Below are 20,473 nucleotides of genomic sequence, written 5' to 3'. Positions count from 1 at the left end.
TTTTTACATGGCCTTGCATTAGTCACTGTAAAATGTAGTATAAATGCCACAGTATCGGCATGTAGCGCAGCTTGGTAGCGCACCGTCATGGGGTGTCGGGGGTCGAAGGTTCAAATCCTTTCATGCCGACCAAATATCCCAAAGAAAACCAATCCATTAGGGTTGGTTTTTTTATGTCTTAAATTTATGACTGGGAAATTTAGGGGAAAGCGAAGGGAAAAACCCCGTCATTTTTTTGGCATAATCGCGTATCCATTAAAGGACTATAATTACCCCACATCTTACTTCCGAGGTTGTGCCATATACGGTCGTTTCACTCAAATCAAAAACCGTTCCGCTTTGCCCCAATTACCTTACCCATCAATGAGTGAAATCATCAACTCTAATTATTTGCAACAAGCCACTAAATCAGCAAATTTCGCGTCATTACCGAGGCACTTATACTATGCTGAAAGATAGTCGAAAGTAAAAATGTCGTGGTGCGGCTGACACTCTGGTGGCCAACGGTTATATTCATACTAAAAGTGAAAATTGCTATCCAATAATTGAGAGGATGTGAAATGAAGTTTAATAAAATATTGAATTGTATGTTATCAGCATTATTAGTAACCTCATTATCCAGTGCTGCATGTTCTAGTTTAGCGATTACAGATAAGCAGAATAATATATACCATGGTAGAACACTGGAGCTTGCCGCAGATCTCCCTTCCTGGATAACCTATTATCCTAAGAATACCCATTTTCAAAAGAAAGCCCCAGACGGAAAGAATGGTATTAATTATGATGCAAAATATGAGATTCTAGCTATCAGCACAGAAATATATTTTGACGGTGATGACCATAATATTTTCCAGGGGCTGAATAGCGGTGGATTATCATTTAGCGCTAATATGGTGCAGGAGGCAAACTTAAATACTCCAGATAAAAAATATTACGATAAAGCCATTCCGGTTACAGCCATAGGTGAATGGGCATTAGCCAGCTTCTCCACGGTTGAAGAAGTTAAGAAAGCGGTAGAAAGTGGTTATTTTTGGTCACCTGTGTTGAAAAACTTTGGCGATTTAAAATCGCCACTCCACTACGCTTTCTATGATAAAAAAGGCGGTAGCATCGTTGTTGAAGTACTAGATGGAAAACTTCATGTGTATGATAACCCAACCCGCGCGATGACTAATGGGCCTGACTTCCCATGGCATCTGAAAAACCTGAATAACTATAGCCAGCTGACCAATGTGGATAGGTCATCCGCTAAACTTGGAAATATCCAGGTAACGCAACCCGATAGCGGTATCGCAAGCTCTGATCTACCTTCTTCTGATACCTCCGTTGGTCGTTTTGTTCGGGCAGTATACTACTCATCTTATGCCCCTAAGGGCGACTCTCCAGCCGAGGCAATGAATACCTTAGCGCATGTGATGAATCGCTTTGATCGGACTAAAAATATTACCGTCGATGTGATGGGTGAGAGTCAATCGACCAATACAAAACCTGAATCCGAATATACCGTCTGGACCAGTATGTCTGACCTGAGTAACGGAGTGATGTTAGTCCGAGGCTATAATGACATTAATTATTCTAAATACTCATTGGCACAGTTTAAAGATGCCAACAAACCAGTATTTGAACCAATAAATACCATCAAAAAATAAATTTATAGAGTCAGTGAAAGAGGCAGACATATTACTGCCTCTTCCTTCGTGAATCGCTCCATAACTGCCGATCCAATCACTTGCGCTAAATGCGGCGCGCCCGTTCGAAGAACTCACTCTCATGTCGCGACTGCCCCAGCTTATCCGCGTCCAGCCATTACTGGCATCTTCCGGTTTGTGCTTATCACAGTAGTCCGTTTCATCAATAGTTAGTGCTGTTCAGCCGTTGTGCCTGCAGGGCTTCTTTATTCTCGGGGACATAGTAACCTCTGGTGTTGGCCCGTTCTCTCACGGTGTCACGCTGCTTCTTCCACCTCGGCTAACCTAGGTATCGTATCCAAATATCAGCTCAAGTGGCATCGACTCGGCAACAATCGGTAACTTGAACATTAATAGAGTTTGATGGTCTTATTTTAGGGTTTATTCCAAAGAGAAAAGCCTCGAATTTGAACCATGCCGAAACTCTGAAATAGCAACTAAGATGTCTAGGTGAAGTAGTATTTCTTTTAACGAGATTTTTTCATGCGCATTGACACGATGCCTCGACTATTTCTGCCCATCTATTTAGCTGCAACGTATGCTGTTGTTGTCCCTGTAATCTACATCATACAAGACATGATTATTGGTGGTGCTCTGGTCGACATATTGAACGGTCACTCCTCATTTATTGAGTTGCTTGTATACCGAGAAACGACTTTTTTCAATCTTTCGGCTGTCGGTGGTTTGGTGGGACTGGTTTGCGGGTTAGCTTTCAACAGAAAGAACAAAAACTTCGGCTCCTCGACTAAATACTTCAAATGAAAAATCACCGGCTTATTAAGCTAGTGGCTTAGGTTATGCATTACAGATAGCACTCATAGAGCCAGCCTGGTATATCAGCTTTATAGTCCCCCATCTGGTTGGACCATTATTAATTCTCTTCATTAAAGTTAATTTTGAACTATCCGATACTATTGATTCAGATAGCAATTAGGCAGTTGTCATATCGATGATGTATCATCCTAATCCTCTGCTAATTTTGGCTAACAAGCTAAATAGCCTTTTAGACTATCACTGGCAAATAGGAAGCGATAAAAGTGAATAAAATAGTTTTTATATTTTTGACTATTAGCATGATGCTTTTACAAGGATGTTCAACTTCTCCGAAACATAAGGGGGTCAACTGGGGAGATGGAGATTGCCCTGCTCTTACGCCGGATCAACTTAGTAAAGGTTTTCTTATCTTGCAGGACGGAAAGACGCTCAAGTGCCAAATAAGACCCTATGTAAGTAACATGGCCTGTCAGGGCATTACCGACGATACAAATGCTGATGCCGTTTTGTGCCAAAATGCGAATGGTTCACAAGGATTGTTCTTATTTGACAATAAAGGTGTACTAATAAAACACTAATAATAGGTTTACCCTGTAGGTAGTCCTTTAGTATCTGCGTTCGCGCCTGCTGTTCTTTTATCTGAGCAGCCACTCATGCGGAGTAATGTGTGTGGAGTTGATTGGGTTACTGGTGAGCTAAAACAGAAAAGGCCCACCAGAGTGAGCCTAAAACTTGATTACAGAATTACTTAGCGAATTTTTCAGCTTCTTCGCGAGTCACGATAAAACTTTCACCAAGGCCAACCGCAATCAGTATTCCTACGATATAACCTGCTAGCTTACTGTTTAAAATTTTCTTGAGCATAAAACCTCCAATTCAGAGGAATAATCATTCTATGCCCTTTTCATCACGAGTAATAGATTATTAGCTTGCCACATTCACCTGAGCACTGTTTCACAACGATTGGATTAACCAACCCAGACCCATGCGAATGTAGAAAAGCAAAAAGACCCAGTAATTAACTGAATCATACAATACTGCGTACCCAAAACTATTTATATTCCAAAAGCAAAATTCATAGTCATAGAACCATCAATTTCAGTATCTTCCGTTATTGGGCCGTTCATCAGAGAAACTGAACTCAGGAGTGCATTAACAGCCATATCAGCGGTAAATACTTTTCCAGTCATTTGCACATTATTAGCAGACGCCCAGCCATGCACACTGTTATTATTAAATAACATTGACTCATTGACTGCCGTAAAAGTATTTGTCGTAGTATTAAACACTTTAGCTGATACACCATCGACCGTGGCATTCTGCATAGTCACAGAAAAAGAACCTATTTTTCCTGTGCCATTCACCCCGCCTAAACCATAGGTACTAGTACTTGCAGGGAAAACAGACGCAAAACGGTTATCTACCGTTTTAACGGTCAAATAGGTTGTGGCATCGCATGCTACTGCCCATGTTTTCGTCATTGAACCAAGTGAATTTATGCTAGTACTTGATATTTTGATTGAACTGACTTTACCAAAATCATAAACCCCGCCGTCTGGCGAATTGACTATACACGTTGGTACAGACAGCTTACCGATAACTTTTAATTCAGTAGTCGGCGTCTCAGCAACTGCAATAGTTGAGCTAAAGAGAACAGAAAAAAACATTACTACTTTAATTAATTGATTATTCATTTCAATATCCGAATATTGCTCAATGATGTTGAGTCAAAACGAGCTAATTTTGCAAGTCACATAATAATTTATTGATACTCATTCAATTGCTTTGAATTGAGCATTATAAAGTTTGTTCAAAATTTAAAAATAAGATTCAAGGTCAGAATGTGTAGGAATTTTCTTAGGGGAATTAAGTAATGATTTAAAGCTAGAAAAAACAAACCTCACCGAACCGAAGCGGGGTTTATTTGACTGGATAAGCGCTACTGCACAACCAACTCTTATCACAATAGTGCGTAAAATTCGTAACGAATAGCTTTTTATGATTTTTGGTATTAGTTCATACTTACACTGATACCTGTTGAACTCTGCGCTCCATCAGATCTGAAAACCAGCGTAGTGCCAGGAACTGGCATTATGAATTGACCTCGCCCCTGCGGCTAGCGATAGCGAGGCCAAGCGCTATTTTTGCAATGATGATATTTACTCACTAAGGAAAAAACATGTTTATCCCAGTCTATCTGTTATGGATTTTTGGCATCGTTGCCGCCTTCGCGGTTTATATGACGTACATGAACGCTGTTTTTGCAAAAGCTAAGGCGTCGGGCGATGTTCGACGTGCAACTGAGCCGCTAATGATCGAAAATCATCGCTTGCGCATCTTGTTGGGTCTTCAAAACAACCGCGCCCGCCATCTGGCCCGCCAGTATCAGAATGGCGATGACCTGAGTCTGGTAATCGAACTGCTAAACTCTGAGACTGAGCCGTTTTATCAAAGCTGGGAGATTGACGCTAACGTCCGAGCTGCAAACAATCCCTTTGTGAAGGGAATATGAAAATGAGCCGCGAATTTAATTATTTGCGTCATGCCATCCGCACGACTGCAGATTGAACTCAATAACAGTCAGCTATTTGAGTCGTTTAGTCCGCATCTCGCTCATTGCTCCCCGATATTTTGTGGGAGTTTAGTGCCAGAGGCGGTCATAACTAGTATTCCGGGGAGTTAAAAAATTGGGGACCAGGTCAGGTTGGAGCCATAGCTGAGCGGATTTTACTTTAGAATACAAAAATATCGACTAGGCAATATGAGGTTTTCATGATCGTAGCCACTACACCGCGACTTATTATTCGCGCATTCAACGATAAAGACGCATCTGCGCTTTTCGACTACCTGTCTTCGCCCCGCACACCCTGTTTTCAGGATGAGAAACTTAGTTCATTCGCAGAGGCAAAAGAAGAGGTTAACAAACGAGCTCTAGATATCAGTCAGTTCGCAGTCTGTATTAAAGAAAATGACGGGCTTATTGGCCATCTTTTTGCTGATAACAGTGAAGAACCAGACCGGAATACTTGGAGTGTGGGCTGGCACTTTAACCAGCGTTATGAAGGCCAGGGTTTTGCTACAGAATCTGTCGCCGCACTGTTTGATTATTTGTTTACTGAAAAAGAAGCCAGACGCCTATATGCCTATGTTGAAGACTACAACTTGGCGTCGCAGAAACTTTGTGCCCGTCTTCATATGCGTCAGGAAGGCTGCTTCATGGAATTTGTCTCGTTTGCAATGGAAGATGGCGAGGAAAAATATGACAATACTTTCGTCTACGCCCTGCTTAAAAAAGAGTGGCGGGCTATGACATAGCAGAGCGTGTATGTCCATTCCTCGCACAAAGCTGGCCGATGCTATTTCGCAACTGGCGGCTTTGTGTTGCCAACTCAAATAGTCATCGCACCGGATACATTCCAACAAACTGACACAGCCATAAATCGAGAATGACAAAAGTCGCGATTCAACCCAAAAGTCAGAATCATTATTTTTAATTACAAATATTTTCATGAAACATAAATATAATTAATCATTAAAGCCTAGTATTTTCATTGTATTGCCATCACTTCCTTACTCCACCCCCATAATTAACGCCGTACGCCATTTGCAATAATTCAATTACGTGAACTACATTTCTATGGATATATTCATCATGCTGATGAATGTAGTTGCACTTGCATTCATTACAATTATATATAATCACATCAATTATCAGAGGGCGTTATTATCATGGGCAATAATAATCAACTTAAGAATGAAAATGAAACTGCGGCATTATATTTATTGGAGCAGGCGATGGGCTTTACTTTTCAAGCCTCATTGCGGGCTGCAGCAATTTTAGGGGTCGCGGACCATCTGACAACAGGTGCGAAAACAGCAGAGGAACTTGGGAAGGCGGTGGGAGCTGATTGGCGTCTGTTAAATCGAGTATTGCGCATGCTGGCGTCTCGAAATATATTTGAAGAGTCGGAAGATGGCCGATTTTCCCTTAACCCGGCAGCACAATTCCTTCGCTCAGATATTCATAATTCACTTCGCCCGGCAGTATTGATGTTAACCGATAAAACATTCTGGCTTCCGTTAGGCAATCTTGTCGAAAATCTACGGGGCGAATCAGCTTTTAAACAGGCATTCGGAATGTCTTTTTATGAGTACTGGTCGCAAGAGAATATTCCCAAGTCAGAAAGTGATTTCCATACTGGCATGTCGTCCATGTCTTCGGTGGAAAATGACTTTTTGGTGCGCAGTTATGATTTCCCTGAACATGCCACAGTGGTTGATATTGCGGGGGGATTCGGTGGATTGCTACTGAAAGTTTTACAACATAATCCAACACTGCATGGTATTTTGTTCGACCGCCCCGCCGTTTTGGCAAATAACCGTCTTGGTGAGTTGGGGGATGATTCTCGCTGGGAAACCCAGACGGGTAATTTCTTTGAAAGCTGCCCAGCAGCTGATTTTTATTTATTAAAATACATCACGATGGATTGGCCGGAAGAACAAGCAAGTCAGATACTGCGCAGTTGCCGTAATGCAATGCGGCCAAATGCAAAAATACTTATCTTAGAACCGGTGATATCCAGAGAAGATACCTGGCAGGGAGGAAAGGAGCTAGACCTTCTCTTGCTCGGAAGTTTTGACGGAGGGCAAGCACGGACAAAGGATGAGCTAAAAACACTGTTGGCTAGTGCAGATTTAAAACTTAATCGTATTATTGATACTGGAAGCTACGTATCAATAATTGAAGCTATTCCAGCCTGAATATAAGTGTCCGAGTTAGAAAGCTGTCTAACTGACATATTAAATATTCATTCAGATAACTACTGGCCATTAAATAATAATGGTACCATGGACAATGTTATGAAGTATTGCGGTATAACATTGTCTTTTTATTGATACACGAATGTTAATAATTTTCAAGATCAGGAATTTATCAAAATAGAACCGGGAAAAAGTATTTTCCAAAGTGGAATATTATAGTTACAGGCCTTTTCGCCATTCCCTCAGTTATAAACATATTTGATAATGTGACTCACCGCCCTCAATAAACAGAGTGGTGAGAATTATGCAAAATATTAATCAACGATAACGCGGCCATTAAGCGGCTGTATTGGTCGATTATTATTGTGATGAATAACAGAATGGAATTGATTGATTTGCTCGGCGGAAGCACTGACTGGCTGATCAAGTACCAACCAGGTTACCCCTTCAGAGCAAGGTGGCGTGGTAAGTGAACCACTAAAACGGTAGAAGTTAAACTGCTTTGGTAGCAACGCGTTGATGTCCAAAGGGCGACTTAGTATTGCCATCTGATCAATCGCCGTTGGCATTTGCTGCCATGCCAATGCCAGTTGTGTATTAGTTTTCCCCTGCTGGAACATCAGTGCCAATACTACCAGTTCACCCTCTTTATCTTTATAAACAAAGTGGGCTTCCAAGGGGAACTGTTTACCATCAATCTCATTTTCACTGGGGGAGTGAAAGTGGAACTGTTGCAATATAAATGTATCGCCATCCAGCTTTAACGTATTACCCGCGCTAGCATTAATCTGAATCGTATGACCATTATTGACGATTTGTTGCTTACCTTGCTGGAAATTTAATGCCAATTGACCATGATGGGTTTTCAATGCGCTATGAATATTGACCGGTGACTGATTTTTACCCGTTTCACAAAGTGAGAAATCCGGGGAGAGTTTTCCCCAATGTGCTGGGTCTTCCTGCCCCTCATATCCCCAGTGAGCATGTTCTGCTGCACTAGCTGAAAAACTCGCTGCCAACATTGCAGCTAACAATAACTTTCCTTTCATTTCTTATCCCTATTAAGCAAAAAACCAAATTATCCCTGACGAATAGCCATATAAAATATGCTATTGCTACCAGAGCAAAATAATAACTCAGCTTTTTTTAAGGATATGTCAGTCACTTCCTACAGGATGAGAGAATTATTGTAACAGGTTAAATTCAAAGTATTTTTTCATTAATGAAAAATGTAACTAACTGCGTTAGGGGGATATAAAGGAATCAGTGATAGGAAAAGCCGGTATTAAACGGCCTTTCCAAGTTAGCAGGTTTATCAAGGAATTAGAGCACTTCACCATTGCTGCTGATCACGTTCTTATACCAGTCAAAACTTAATTTACGCGAACGCGCCATGGTGCCGGTGCCGTCATCGTTTTTATCTACGTAAATAAAGCCATAACGTTTGCTGTATTCACCGGTTGTGAATGATACACAATCGATACAGCCCCATGGGGTGTATCCCATCAGGTCAACACCATCTTCAAACACTGCTTTTTTCATCTGCTCAATGTGGGCTTTGAGATATGCAATGCGGTAATCATCATGAACCATGCCATCATCAGCCACTTTATCGATAGCACCAAAACCATTTTCAACGATAAATAGCGGCTTCTGGTAGCGCTCGTATAATACGCTCAGTGAATAACGCAAGCCGACGGGGTCAATCTGCCATCCCCAATCAGAAGCTTTAACATGTGGATTTGGTACACTGCCCTCAAAACCGGAAAGTGAATTACCACTCCCTGGATTAATCGCAGAAACCGCGTTACTCATGTAATAGCTTAAGCCCATGTAATCGGCGCAACCCTCTCGCAGAATATCAAGATCACCCTCTTCCATATTGATGGTGAAGCCACGGCGCTCCCATTCATTCAGAATATATGAAGGATAGTAACCACGCATGTGAACGTCACCGAATAGATAGCGCTCACGCATAGCCTCCACCGAATACATCATGTCATCAGGATGGCAAGAGAATGGGTACAGTGGCACCATCGCGACCATGCAGCCAATTTTGAACTCTGGATTAATAGCATGGCCCAATTTAACTACTTTAGCGCTGGCCACAAACTGGTGATGCAGAACCTGATACATTGTTTCTTCAGGATTTTCTTGCTCAGTGAAGACAACACCAGAACAGCAATATCCAAATAGTGGATATTTCCAGTTACGCTGGTTATTGATCTCGTTGAATGTCATCCAATATTTGACTTTGCTTTTGTAGCGCTCCATGACCACTTCACTGAATCTCACGAAGAAGTCGACCACTTTCCGATTTTTCCAGCCGCCATATTCTTTAACTAAATGCCACGGCATTTCGAAATGAGATAGCGTAATGACCGGCTCGATACCGTATTTCAGCAACTCATCAAACATGTCATCGTAAAATTGCAGACCCGCTTCATTCGGTTGCTGTTCATCACCCTTCGGGAAAATACGTGTCCAGGCAATAGAAGTACGGAAGCATTTGAAGCCCATCTCAGCAAACAGCGCGATGTCTTCTTTATAATGGCTATAAAAATCAACCGCTTCATGGTTTGGATAGCGATAACCCTCTTGTACGCCATCAGTCATGACTCGGTCAACACCGTGAGCGCCGCCAGACAAAACATCGGCAATACTTACGCCTTTGCCACCTTTATCCCAGCCGCCTTCAACCTGATGTGCGGCAACAGCACCGCCCCATAAAAAATCTTTCGGTAATTGTTTGTGGCTCATCATTCTCTCCCTCAATACTTTGGGCAATTGTTCGCCCTGAAAAATAAAAATTAATGGCGAGTGATTAGCCCGCCCGAACATTCAATATTTTAGCCTTGATTCATTTGCGCCTGAGCAATTGGTGCTTCTGATGCTTTCGCACGACTGACTTGATCAGCATTCTCTGGCTCATCAGTAAACCCAACTAACCAAGTGAAAACCGCCCCCAAAACGAAAGCGACAGTAATTGACAGTAGGAATCCCAAGAACTGTGCCATATGGCCTTCTTTGAAAAAGACCGGTAATACTGCAATTCCAGGTAAGCAATAACTCCAAGACACAGCATTAAAAGTTCCGGCGATAGCTCCGCCAATCCCGCCAGCAGCACAACTGCACAAGAACGGTTTTTTCAATCGTAACGCCACACCGTAAATAGCCGGTTCGGTAATACCGAATAAAGCGGTAATGCCTGCTGATAAGGAAATTCCTTTCATTTCACGATTGCGTGTTTTTAAATAAACGCCAAACATAGTTCCGGCCATGGCAAAAACTGCGGAAGCTTGCAAACCCGTAAAGGTGTCATAACCCAGTGTGGCATAGTTGCCAACAGTGACCGGAGTGATACCCCAATGGACACCCAATGTGACCAATGGCTGCCAAAATGCTCCCACCATAAACCCTGCTATTGCTGGGCTGAGGTTATAAAGCGTGTTGTAAACACCCCCAATGGCGCCTCCTATCAAATTACCCACAGGGCCAAATACCAGCAGAGTTAATGGCACCATAATGGCAATACAGAACATCGGGGTAAATAAATTACGCACCACCATTGGCAACACTTTTTCACAAAAGCGCTGCACGTAAGACATCGCCCAGACCATTAAAATGATCGGAATAACCGAGGCGGTGTAGCTCAGGTATTGCACGGGAATACCGAAGAAATCCAAGGTGGGCGATGACAAAGGAATGCCAGCAATGGTATTCAAAATATGGGTAACTTGTGGGTTATCCAGGGCTTCACGCATCAATTGCTGAACGGCAGGATCTGCTGAGTTAACAGTGACGATTTTGTTAGCTGTCAGCATGTTCATATAATCAGGACTAATTAGTGCGCAGGCAGTAATAACAGCGCTGAAAGGGTTAACATTGAATTTCTTGGCGGCGGTAAAAGCTACCATCACTGGCAAGAAGGTAAACCCCGTCCAAGAGACAAAGTTTAGAATTCGATAAGTGCCACTGGCGGCATCCATCCAACCAATTGCGGCGAGGAAAGAAATAATCCCCTGTAAAATACCGCATGCAGCCAGTGGATAAAGAAAAGGAGCAAAAATACTGGAGATAATATCCATCAAACGGCTAACAATACCGACTTTCGGTGCTGCAACCTGCGTATTTTCATCGATATTAATCAGGTTCGTGACATGCATATAGGCATCACCGACGTGGTTGCCGATAACCACTTGCATTTGCCCACCCGCTTCAATAACGGTAATAACGCCTTTAACACGGTTTAATTTTTCTTTATCGACAGCTTTATTATCTTTCAATATAAAACGTAAACGCGTCGCACAATGTGTGACGGTAATCACATTATTATCGCCACCAATATACTTAATAATTTCTTGGGCGGTCAATGCGTAATCAATTGCCATTATTAGTCTCCTGTCACGAACGCTGAGTATAAGATAAACAGAGTGTTATCGGCTTATTATTAATATTTTGGTCGATTGAGACTAAAGTTTAACAAAAAGAAATATGAAGTCACGATATAACAAAAACCGTGACTTGGTATATGTAACATGCAAAAAACACCCTGTTTTATTGGGTGTTTTTATTAATTAATCGTGGGAGTTTTTTACCGATAGTTTCAATAATATATAGCACTGGGATCTGGGTAGTAATATTATATTGGCCTTCCAATACAATAGGCGGCATATGGTAGGATATATTCAAGTCAGCCATCTTGGCCAGAGTTGAATTGTCACTATTGGTGATGCTAATGATTTTACAGTTTTGTATGCTGAACTGGTTAGCAATACGGATAATCTCTTCGGTTTCACCCGACACTGAAAAGATAATTGCGATAGCATCTTGATACATATCACTATTGATAGGGTAATAAGGGTCATCAATATATGTACTGTATTTCCCTATGTTAGAAAAGAAACGCGCACTGTATTTCCCTAATGCGCCAGAGGTTCCTATTCCGACAAAAATAATTCTACGCGTATCTGCTATTTGCGTCGCAACATTATCCAGTAACTCATCAAACTCGCTATTATTAATACTTTTAAAATAGTTAATTATTTCACTAATTCCAAAACTGACCAGCGGCTTTTCGTCATGTTCTAAATAGAGTTTAAAACGAACCCGGAATTCAGAATAGCCATCACAATTCATTTTCTTGCAGAAACGTAAAACCGTGGTGGTAGAAACGCCTGCAGCATCCGCCAGTTCCCTGATGGTCATGTACGTCACTTTGTCCGTGTTTTTTATGATGTAGTTATAGACGATCAATTCCAATTCGTTCAGTGAGGATATTTCTTGATATGTAAACATACTGGTACCTGAAACGATGCTATGGCTTGAGATAGGTAAATTTAGCATGAAATGAGAGGACTAACGAGGGGTTGGGGAAAGGCGTGTTCTTTCTTCTGTTTGGCGCTGTGACGATAACTATTTTCCGCCCCCCAGAAGCAATAGCATCAGCAATACCATAATGATGGCTTGTCGATTCATTGGCCCTCCGTGGTTTTCATCAGCGGCGGCACTTGCACAGCACTGTCTACCCATTTTTTGACTGGCTGTAAATCACGTTGCGCAATGCGTCATTACATATCGCAATAGCAGCTGGAGTATTTTCAGCTGTTTTATTCCGCAAGAAATCTCGTAATATTTCGGTTCTACGTTTCTCTTCTTTAATTATTGCGTCTTTTTCTCGTAAATTGACATAATAGGTTTTGACAGTGAAAATCACGCTAATCACAGTACCGAGAATAAAGATATAATCCTGTAAACTCAGAGCTGAGAATAATGCCAGTGACCCAGCCCACCAATATGGAAGCTGACTTTGTTCATTCATTTATGACCTCCCTCTCCGATTCACTGACGTGTATGACCCATAGAAACAGGAAAGCCCCGACAATGCGGGGCTTTCCTGTTATTCAATCAGTTTCTTACTAACCAATGATGTCAGACTAATACACTTTTTGCGGACCGCGTTAATGTTTTTTCATAAATATGTAAATGTTCTATAAGTGGATCCATTTCTAATTTTACATTCAACATTGCCAGGCAACCGTCAATAAAACCTTCAGCCATTTGAATACGAATCCTGACCAACCTTTCATCTCTTTTTTGCTGACGCGCAATGGCGCGCTTTGATTGATTCAGCACATAATGACGAATAATTAATTCATACTCATCAGGCCGATACTGTTTTAATCGCGCCACACACCCATCCACCACTAAACCATCATCGTCACAGCAGGACGCCTTACTTTTAGAGGTATCTGGCAAGAGTCCTTTGAACCCCGCGGCAATTGATGAATAATCCAGCCCCGAACTGCATCTCGCCCATACGCCCCAGCGCGCTAAGACTAATTGAATGTCTCTCATGCTTTGGTTCTTCTGGCTGTGGTTGCCGCCGTCAGTGCTGTGTATTGAACTCATATATGACTACTCCACAAAAGGCGGGGGTCATCTGATGACACCTCAGCCTATCGATTGCTCAACAACGGAAACCGCAGAAAAGTCTGGCCGCCGTCTTCTTGTGATAACCAGAGCAACTCATGCCGCGTGTGCCTCTGACACTGCTGACAGGGCGTATTGCAGGTGCGAACCCATGCGTTTCTCTTATATATTTTGATTGATTATTACCGCAAGTGATTTTATAGTCAATACCGCAGGTGATTGGATATTATTGCTAACGGTAATAAAATTGATTCATGAAAAAGAAGCCATTGACGCCAGAACAGTTAGACGACGCTAAGCGGCTGAAAGAGCTGTTTAATGCCAAGAAAAAAGCACTGGGTATATCCCAGGAGTCTGTTGCGCATGAATTGGGGGTCGGCCAAAGTGCGGTTAACCAATTCCTAAATGGTATAAACCCGCTCAATGTGACCAATGCTGCGGCTTTTGCTAAAGTGCTAAATGAACCCATCAGCAGCTTTAGCCCCTCTTTGGCAAAAGAATTGGCCAAAATGGCCGAAAGTTTGTCTATCTCAACCACGACCAGATTCAATGATAAACCGGTGGGATCTGTCGCCAATAGTTACCCACTAATCAGTTGGATAAGTGCGGGTAATTGGTATGAAGCCATAGAGCCTTACACTCTGCGTGATATTGAAATTTGGCCGGAGTCGACCAAAAATGCGCATGACAATGCATTTTGGTTGAGTGTCAAAGGCGATTCCATGACTTCCCCCTCAGGGATCAGTTTTCCAGAAGGCATGATTATTCTGGTCGATCCGGAAAAAGAACCGATGCCGGGCAATTTTGTTGTCGCCAAATTGACGGATGATAACGAAGCAACTTTTAAAAAACTGATTGTCGATGCCGGCGTTAAGTATTTGAAACCATTGAACCCAGCCTATCGTTTAATTGAGCTAAATGGGAACTGCAAAATACTGGGAGTCGTGGTAGATGCGCGTTGGTTAGAGATTGATTAGCCACGTACATGTATTCTTAAGGTTGTACCACAGCGATACAAAATATAAATCACGTGTATAAACAAGCAGATAAAATTTCATATAAAAATAACCGCCAGTGATTATCAATTAAATCACTGGCGGTTATTTTTTGTATCATTACAACAATAAAAAAGCCGTATTTCGCGGTTAAATGGCCAAAATCGGGTTGTTTTATGCTAAACATGACTGTATATTAATACAGTACTTTTTACTTAGGAAAGAAGCCATGCGAGTTGAATTAATTTATGACAAACGGAATGTCGCCGGCCTGACGAATGCTAATGAAATGATTAAAGCAGAATTGACTAAACGCGTACATCAGGTGTTTCCAGATGCCGAAGTTAAGGTCAAACCGATGCAAGCGAATGGCATTAATACCGATGCAACTAAACAAGAGAAATCTGTGCTCAATCGTTTGGTGGAAGAGATGTTTGATGAAGCCGACCAATGGTTGGTGAGTGGGTTTTAACTGGGTATTTGGGAACATTGACCTGAGTTTTATTATTTCTCATGTGACTGACGCAATAATAAGAAATCAAAGCTTCGATGTTCCTTTTATCTTTTTTGATATAAATTTTACACTTTAAATATCACTATTTTTTTCAACTTTAGTTTCATATTGGGCATTACACTTTGTCATGATGAAATAAACAACTATCTGTTTTTATTGAACATGACCACATCAAACATCCCCTGACCACCTCACCATCACATAAAAAAGAATTAACATTGGTGCATAAATCACACTTTGTTACTGTGATTCAGCTCAAGTTTCCCTATGCCAAGCCGTTACTTAAATCATGCCCCCCTTCCATTTAGGACGCTCTATGCTTGACTCCATTCGTTCACGTATCTTGGCTGCCTGTATCATCATCGTGGCGGGTTCCCTTGCCATTAATACTTACTTTAATTATTCCGTTGCCAACAAATACAACAGTAGTGCTATCGATAACACCTTGAAAGCGGTCACCGCCAGCCATGGGGTTGGAATTGCAGACTGGGTGGCAATGAAAACACAAATGATCGTGTCGCTGAAAGAAAGCGCACTCACAGCAGATCCTATTGCCGCCTTACGGCAAGTGGCTGCTGCCGGTAACTTCATTAATGTTTATATCGGTTACGCGAATAAGACGGCCACCTTTTCTAATCCGGAGGGTATTCCTGCCGGTTATGATCCCACAGGACGCCCGTGGTATTTGCAAGCAGTGAAAGCGGGTAGCCCTGTCGTGACTCCCCCTTATATTGATGCTGGCACTAATCAATTAGTTGTGACCTTTGCATTGCCTATCATTCAGGATGGCAGTGTGAAAGGGGTATTAGCAGCCGATGTCACCATGGACAGCGTGATTGCAAACGTGAAATCCATTCACCCAACGGATGATAGTTTCGGCATGTTGATTGATACTGATGGCACAATTATTGCGCATCCCGATGCCCAGCTAACCCTAAAACCATTGAGTGAGATTGCCCCAACGCTAGATCTTAAAGCGCTGTTAACCGCAACCTCCCCTACCACCGCTGAGATTGGGGGTAGCAATAAGCTATTATTTGCACAAGCAGTACCCGGCACTCAGTGGTTTACCGTTGTTGCACTCGATAAAGCCCATGCCACTGCGGGTATGCGGTCATTGCTCACCACATCTCTGGTCACTCTAATCGTCATTATTTTAATTGCAGTTGTGATTATTAGCCTTATTACCAAACGTGCTTTGACCCCGCTGACCCATGTACACAAAGCCATGGATGCCATCAGTTCGGGCACTGAAGATTTAACCCAGCGCTTGCCGGTCGAGGGGCGTGATGAAGTGGCTAAAATAGCCCTTTCATTCAATAATTTTGCCGACAAACTCAGTGGCGTCATGGCGCAGATCCGCAATACCAGTGAATCTGTCAGCATTGCCGCTAATGAAATTGCAGCAGGTAATCAGGATTTGTCTGGCAGAACAGAGTCAGCCGCCGCCAGTTTGCAACAAACCTCTGCGGCATTAGAGCAAATCTCAGCAACCGTGGCGCAATCTGCCAGTGCCGCCAGACAAGCTAATATTGCAGTGTTATCAGCGGCTAATGATGCTTCCCGTGGTGGCGAGGTTATCGCCAAAGTTATCACGACCATGGAATCCATTGAGGCGGCCTCGGGCAAAATCGGTGATATCACCAGTGTTATTGATGGCATTGCTTTCCAGACCAATATTCTGGCACTGAACGCGGCAGTAGAAGCGGCGCGTGCCGGTGAACAAGGCCGGGGCTTTGCGGTAGTCGCGGGGGAAGTTCGTACATTGGCGCAACGCAGCGCACAAGCAGCAAAAGAGATTAAAACACTGATTGACTCGACCGTCAGCAGTGTCGCATCGGGTTCCGGCCAAGTGCGACAAGCCAGTAATACCATGACCGAGATTGTGGGCAGCGTGTCTGATGTCACGACAATTATGTCTGAAATCACTAACGCCGCAGATGAACAAATGCGTGGTATCCATGAGATCAATAGCGCAGTAACGCAATTGGACACCATGGTGCAGCAAAATGCCGCGCTGGTTCAGGAATCAACCGCAGCCTCAGCAGCATTACAAGCCCAAGCAGCTGATTTGACCAGTGCTGTGAACCAATTCAGAATTTAGCTCAATACTTCAATACTATCCTTGCGTTTCAGCGGGTTAGCTTCAACCCGCTGAAACGCACTACCCAAGCAATATCCTGGCACCAATTTTAAGCGGTGCAAAATTGTCCTGTGCTAACCCAGCCTCCATTAAGGCCAGCTTCAGTTGTTGCGGCGGCTCATCCAATGACTCATCGGCCAATTCAAACACCCCCCAGTGAATAGGCACCGTCACAGGTTGCTGTAATTGTTGAAATAACTGTACCGATTGCTGGGGGTCCATATGCTGCGCATTCATAAACCACCGAGGGGCATAAGCACCAATCGGCAAGGCCGCATAGTTAAATGGCCCCAATCTTTCACCAATGGTCAACAATTGCGGGCAATACCCCGTGTCACCTGTAAAGTAAAAATTAATTGCATCGCGCTTAACCACCCAGCCTGACCACAAACTTTGGTTGCGATCCCAAGGTGTGCGCATGCTCCAATGACGTGCGGGCACACAATGAAACTCAAATTCCGCAGCAAGATGTTTATCCCACCAATCCAATTCGTGAACATGGCGAGCACCATGATGCAAAAACCAACTTTTCAGCCCCAAAGGAGCCAAAAAGATCACTTCGGGGAAACGGCGTAATAACTGAGTGACCGTCGTGACATCCAAATGGTCATAATGATTATGAGAAATCACAACAACATCAATATGCGGCAATTCATTTACTTTGGCGGGTACTGGTGTTCTGCGAGCTGGCCCGTAAAAGTTGAGAGGCGAAGCACGGCTGGACAACACGGGATCAAACAGAACGGTTTTGCCACTAACTCGCAATAATAATGAGGCGTGACCTAACCACCACAATGCATCTTGCTGACCACTAAAATCTGCTGATTGCCACCAGTCAGTGACAAACTGGGCATACCCCTGCTGCGGAGGTTTGGGCAATGACAGGCGCTTTCGCTCTTCACGCCAGCGTTTTAAGTCCTGAGGATGGTGAACAACAGGCTCCAGATTCTGGAATCCAAACTCTGTATGGTGTGGCTTACTGGCATCATAATAAGGGTTTTTCTTCGCCATTTTACATCCTTCACAGCCAGCCACTCTTGCAGCCAGAATACATTCATGGGCTATGCCCGTAACAGTCCACACTTGCCTAATATGAATACTTTCACCCTGTGAACAAGCTATGCGAACAATAAAACTGCATGTTGATGATGAATTTCAGGTGACTGATTAAAATCTTGCCACACTTATCACGGTCATTATTGCCATAAACAGGCATTATCACTCATTCACATTCTTATGGATATTTTGTTTTTTAGCCTAAATCACCACCCAACACTATTTTGATTTATATCAATTTTTACTGTAATACGCGCCTTTTTCGGTCGCAAAACCCTTTTTCGTGATCAAACGCTCATTTTTAAGAGCGCCGCACCTTTATAAGTAAAACGATTATCCATTATTAATGAAACATTGTTTTAATTTGAGGTGGCGGTAAAAATGAGTAAAGTTATAACAACACGACATACGTTGGCGTATGGGAGCGCCAATTTACTCGGGAGCGGAGCGCTGGCTATCAGCGGCGCCTGGCTGATGTATTTCTACACCACCTTTTGCGGACTGTCTGTCGTCGAAGCGGCCACTATCTTTTCAATCGCCAGTATTCTTGATGCCATCAGTAACCCGGTAATGGGTTATATCACTGATAACTTTTACAATACTCGACTTGGCCGCATCTTTGGTCGCCGTCGCTTCTTTATCTTGCTGGGTATTCCACTGGTATTGGTCTATCCAATGCTATGGATGAGCGGGTTTGGTTTTTGGTACTACTTGCTGACCTACGCACTGTTTGAATTGATTTACACCTCCATCATGGTGCCATATGAAACACTGGCGACCGAGATGACCACGGATTTTGCCAAACGCTCGAAATTGACCGGTTCTAAAGCTATTTTCGGCAAAGTGGCTAACTTCCTGGCCGCCTTTATTCCCGGCCAGTTCATTGCTATTTATGGTAAAGATTCCGCGACCCCATTCCTCTATACCGGTATCGCCTACGGTTTAATTATGTGCTGCGCCATGATCTGGCTTTACAGCTCATCCTGGGAGCGCCCAGCCAGCGAAGTGGTCAGGGAAACCACCAGCAGCTTAGGCCAAGCCCTAAAAAAACTGTATGTGGATATGGTGTCCACTTTCCATCTACGTATTTTCCGCAAACATCTGGGTATGTACCTGTTTGGGTTTGGTGCTGAATGGCTGTTCGCATCTGCATTCACATATTTTATTATCTTTGGACTGGGCCAAGATGCTGCACTGGTTTCTCAGCTCAATAGTTTCAGTTCAATCATGCAGTTGATTTCTACGGCTATCTTTATCGGTATTTGCGTCAAAATGGGCTTTGCTCGCCCATTCCGTATTGCCCTGCAAGTGGTCATTGTCAGTGTGATTGCCTATGCCGCGCTTTACTTTACTGGCTGGTCTCAAACCACGACAGTAATTGTGTTGTTCTGCATCACCGCTGTTTTTGGTTTAAGCACTGGCGGCATCTACTACATTCCCTGGACGGTCTATACCTTCCTGGCAGATGTGGACGAAGTATTGACGGGTCGTCGTCGCGAAGGGATCTATGCCGGCGCCATGACTTTTGCCGGTAAAATGGTGCGTTCGATTATTGTTTTCGCCATGGGCTGGACACTAAGCCGCTTTGGCTTTGTTTCCGGGCAGTCCAGCCAGCCTGAAGTCGCGGTGCAAGCCATTGTCGGCGTATTTGCAATCGGGGTTATCTCACTGGCGCTGGTGGCGATTTACTACACCACACAAATGAAACTGGATCGTAAAAATCACAAAATTCTGCTAGAAGAAATTGATCGGATAAAAAATGGCGGGGCTATGGCAGATATCCCAGCCCATGCCCGAGTAGTAGCAGAAGAACTCACGGGCTGGAAGTATGAGCAGTGCTGGGGTAATAACCCGCTTGGCATGAAGGAATCATCGAATGTGATTCCTAAGCCGGTCACTGAAAGCTAATTAATCCCGACTGTCGCCCCAAACCGCATCGGCCCTGAGCTGCTGCGGTTTTTTTATTTCTCTGAATATCTTTAAGATTCTACTGTTCCCCCCTCTCCTTTCAGTCATGTTATGGCGCTAAACTCATCCGCGACAGGATATTGGCTATGTTCGCGAGAATCCCTGTGCATCTTGGCGACAACTCTCTCGCACCATGCAGTTA

The 20,473-nt window shown here is 43.3% G+C and carries 17 protein-coding genes and 1 tRNA gene; 10 read left to right on the top strand and 8 right to left on the bottom strand.

What is annotated here, in order from left to right; genetic code table 11:
- The first annotated feature begins 55 nt into the window (after positions 1 to 55).
- The 3 genes from F0T03_RS07885 (at position 56) to F0T03_RS07875 (ending at position 3,040) form a co-directional block, all read left to right on the top strand.
- A tRNA-Pro gene (locus tag F0T03_RS07885) sits at positions 56 to 132 on the top strand.
- 428 nt (positions 133 to 560) lie between these two features.
- Complete coding sequence (locus F0T03_RS07880) at positions 561 to 1,649, top strand: linear amide C-N hydrolase (RefSeq protein ID WP_159677701.1); 1,089 nt, start codon at positions 561 to 563, stop codon at positions 1,647 to 1,649.
- Between the two features lie 1,076 nt (positions 1,650 to 2,725).
- Entirely contained in the window at positions 2,726 to 3,040 is a 315-nt protein-coding gene (locus tag F0T03_RS07875; protein WP_159677699.1) for a hypothetical protein, read from the top strand.
- A gap of 477 nt (positions 3,041 to 3,517) precedes the next feature.
- On the opposite strand, the gene F0T03_RS07870 is transcribed toward F0T03_RS07875, so the two are convergent.
- Positions 3,518 to 4,156, bottom strand: coding sequence for a DUF1120 domain-containing protein (locus F0T03_RS07870; RefSeq protein ID WP_159677697.1), 639 nt, complete (start codon positions 4,154 to 4,156; stop codon positions 3,518 to 3,520).
- 485 nt (positions 4,157 to 4,641) lie between these two features.
- Between F0T03_RS07870 and F0T03_RS07865 the strand changes: the two genes are divergently transcribed.
- The 3 genes from F0T03_RS07865 to F0T03_RS07855 all read left to right on the top strand — a co-directional run bounded on the left by F0T03_RS07865 (position 4,642) and on the right by F0T03_RS07855 (position 7,223).
- Positions 4,642 to 4,974, top strand: coding sequence for a hypothetical protein (locus F0T03_RS07865; RefSeq protein ID WP_145555652.1), 333 nt, complete (start codon positions 4,642 to 4,644; stop codon positions 4,972 to 4,974).
- A 260-nt stretch (positions 4,975 to 5,234) separates the two neighbouring features.
- Positions 5,235 to 5,777, top strand: a complete 543-nt coding sequence (locus F0T03_RS07860; RefSeq protein ID WP_159677695.1) for a GNAT family N-acetyltransferase — start codon at positions 5,235 to 5,237, stop codon at positions 5,775 to 5,777.
- 414 nt (positions 5,778 to 6,191) lie between these two features.
- Positions 6,192 to 7,223: a methyltransferase gene (locus F0T03_RS07855; protein WP_159677693.1), complete on the top strand. Its 1,032-nt coding sequence runs from the start codon at positions 6,192 to 6,194 to the stop codon at positions 7,221 to 7,223.
- A 314-nt stretch (positions 7,224 to 7,537) separates the two neighbouring features.
- Here the strand turns inward: F0T03_RS07855 and F0T03_RS07850 are convergent, their stop codons facing one another.
- From F0T03_RS07850 to F0T03_RS07825, 6 genes are all read right to left on the bottom strand, one after another.
- Positions 7,538 to 8,272, bottom strand: a complete 735-nt coding sequence (locus F0T03_RS07850) for a carbonic anhydrase (RefSeq protein ID WP_159677691.1) — start codon at positions 8,270 to 8,272, stop codon at positions 7,538 to 7,540.
- A gap of 274 nt (positions 8,273 to 8,546) precedes the next feature.
- Complete coding sequence (locus F0T03_RS07845; RefSeq protein WP_159680768.1) at positions 8,547 to 9,983, bottom strand: 6-phospho-beta-glucosidase; 1,437 nt, start codon at positions 9,981 to 9,983, stop codon at positions 8,547 to 8,549.
- Positions 9,984 to 10,072: 89 nt separating this feature from the next.
- Complete coding sequence (locus F0T03_RS07840) at positions 10,073 to 11,614, bottom strand: PTS transporter subunit EIIC (RefSeq protein ID WP_159677689.1); 1,542 nt, start codon at positions 11,612 to 11,614, stop codon at positions 10,073 to 10,075.
- A gap of 166 nt (positions 11,615 to 11,780) precedes the next feature.
- Positions 11,781 to 12,521: a MurR/RpiR family transcriptional regulator gene (locus F0T03_RS07835; RefSeq protein ID WP_159677687.1), complete on the bottom strand. Its 741-nt coding sequence runs from the start codon at positions 12,519 to 12,521 to the stop codon at positions 11,781 to 11,783.
- Between the two features lie 226 nt (positions 12,522 to 12,747).
- Positions 12,748 to 13,044 carry a hypothetical protein gene (locus tag F0T03_RS07830; RefSeq protein ID WP_159677685.1) on the bottom strand — a complete coding sequence of 99 codons (297 nt, stop codon included), beginning with the start codon at positions 13,042 to 13,044 and terminating at the stop codon, positions 12,748 to 12,750.
- 110 nt (positions 13,045 to 13,154) lie between these two features.
- Entirely contained in the window at positions 13,155 to 13,580 is a 426-nt protein-coding gene (locus F0T03_RS07825; RefSeq protein WP_259275221.1) for an antiterminator Q family protein, read from the bottom strand.
- A 329-nt stretch (positions 13,581 to 13,909) separates the two neighbouring features.
- On the opposite strand from F0T03_RS07825, the gene F0T03_RS07820 reads away from it, so the two are divergent.
- The 3 genes from F0T03_RS07820 to F0T03_RS07810 all read left to right on the top strand — a co-directional run bounded on the left by F0T03_RS07820 (position 13,910) and on the right by F0T03_RS07810 (position 17,268).
- Positions 13,910 to 14,632 (top strand): LexA family protein, encoded by a 723-nt coding sequence (locus tag F0T03_RS07820; RefSeq protein ID WP_145562435.1) that lies wholly within the window; start codon positions 13,910 to 13,912, stop codon positions 14,630 to 14,632.
- A 247-nt stretch (positions 14,633 to 14,879) separates the two neighbouring features.
- On the top strand, positions 14,880 to 15,122 hold the full coding sequence (locus F0T03_RS07815) for a DinI family protein (protein ID WP_145555663.1): 243 nt from the start codon (positions 14,880 to 14,882) through the stop codon (positions 15,120 to 15,122).
- Between the two features lie 358 nt (positions 15,123 to 15,480).
- Positions 15,481 to 17,268 carry a methyl-accepting chemotaxis protein gene (locus F0T03_RS07810; RefSeq protein WP_159677681.1) on the top strand — a complete coding sequence of 596 codons (1,788 nt, stop codon included), beginning with the start codon at positions 15,481 to 15,483 and terminating at the stop codon, positions 17,266 to 17,268.
- A 60-nt stretch (positions 17,269 to 17,328) separates the two neighbouring features.
- Here F0T03_RS07810 and F0T03_RS07805 read toward each other — a convergent pair whose 3' ends face one another.
- Positions 17,329 to 18,318 (bottom strand): MBL fold metallo-hydrolase, encoded by a 990-nt coding sequence (locus F0T03_RS07805; protein WP_162526912.1) that lies wholly within the window; start codon positions 18,316 to 18,318, stop codon positions 17,329 to 17,331.
- Positions 18,319 to 18,744: 426 nt separating this feature from the next.
- Here F0T03_RS07805 and F0T03_RS07800 point away from each other — a divergent pair, with 426 nt between their 5' ends.
- Positions 18,745 to 20,271, top strand: coding sequence for an MFS transporter (locus F0T03_RS07800; RefSeq protein ID WP_159677676.1), 1,527 nt, complete (start codon positions 18,745 to 18,747; stop codon positions 20,269 to 20,271).
- The last annotated feature ends 202 nt before the right edge of the window (positions 20,272 to 20,473 follow it).

The organism is Yersinia canariae, from assembly GCF_009831415.1.
Classification (GTDB): Bacteria; Pseudomonadota; Gammaproteobacteria; order Enterobacterales; family Enterobacteriaceae; genus Yersinia; species Yersinia canariae.
The sequence above is the reverse complement of the archived record's forward strand: the minus strand, read 5'-3'. Positions and strand labels throughout refer to the sequence as shown.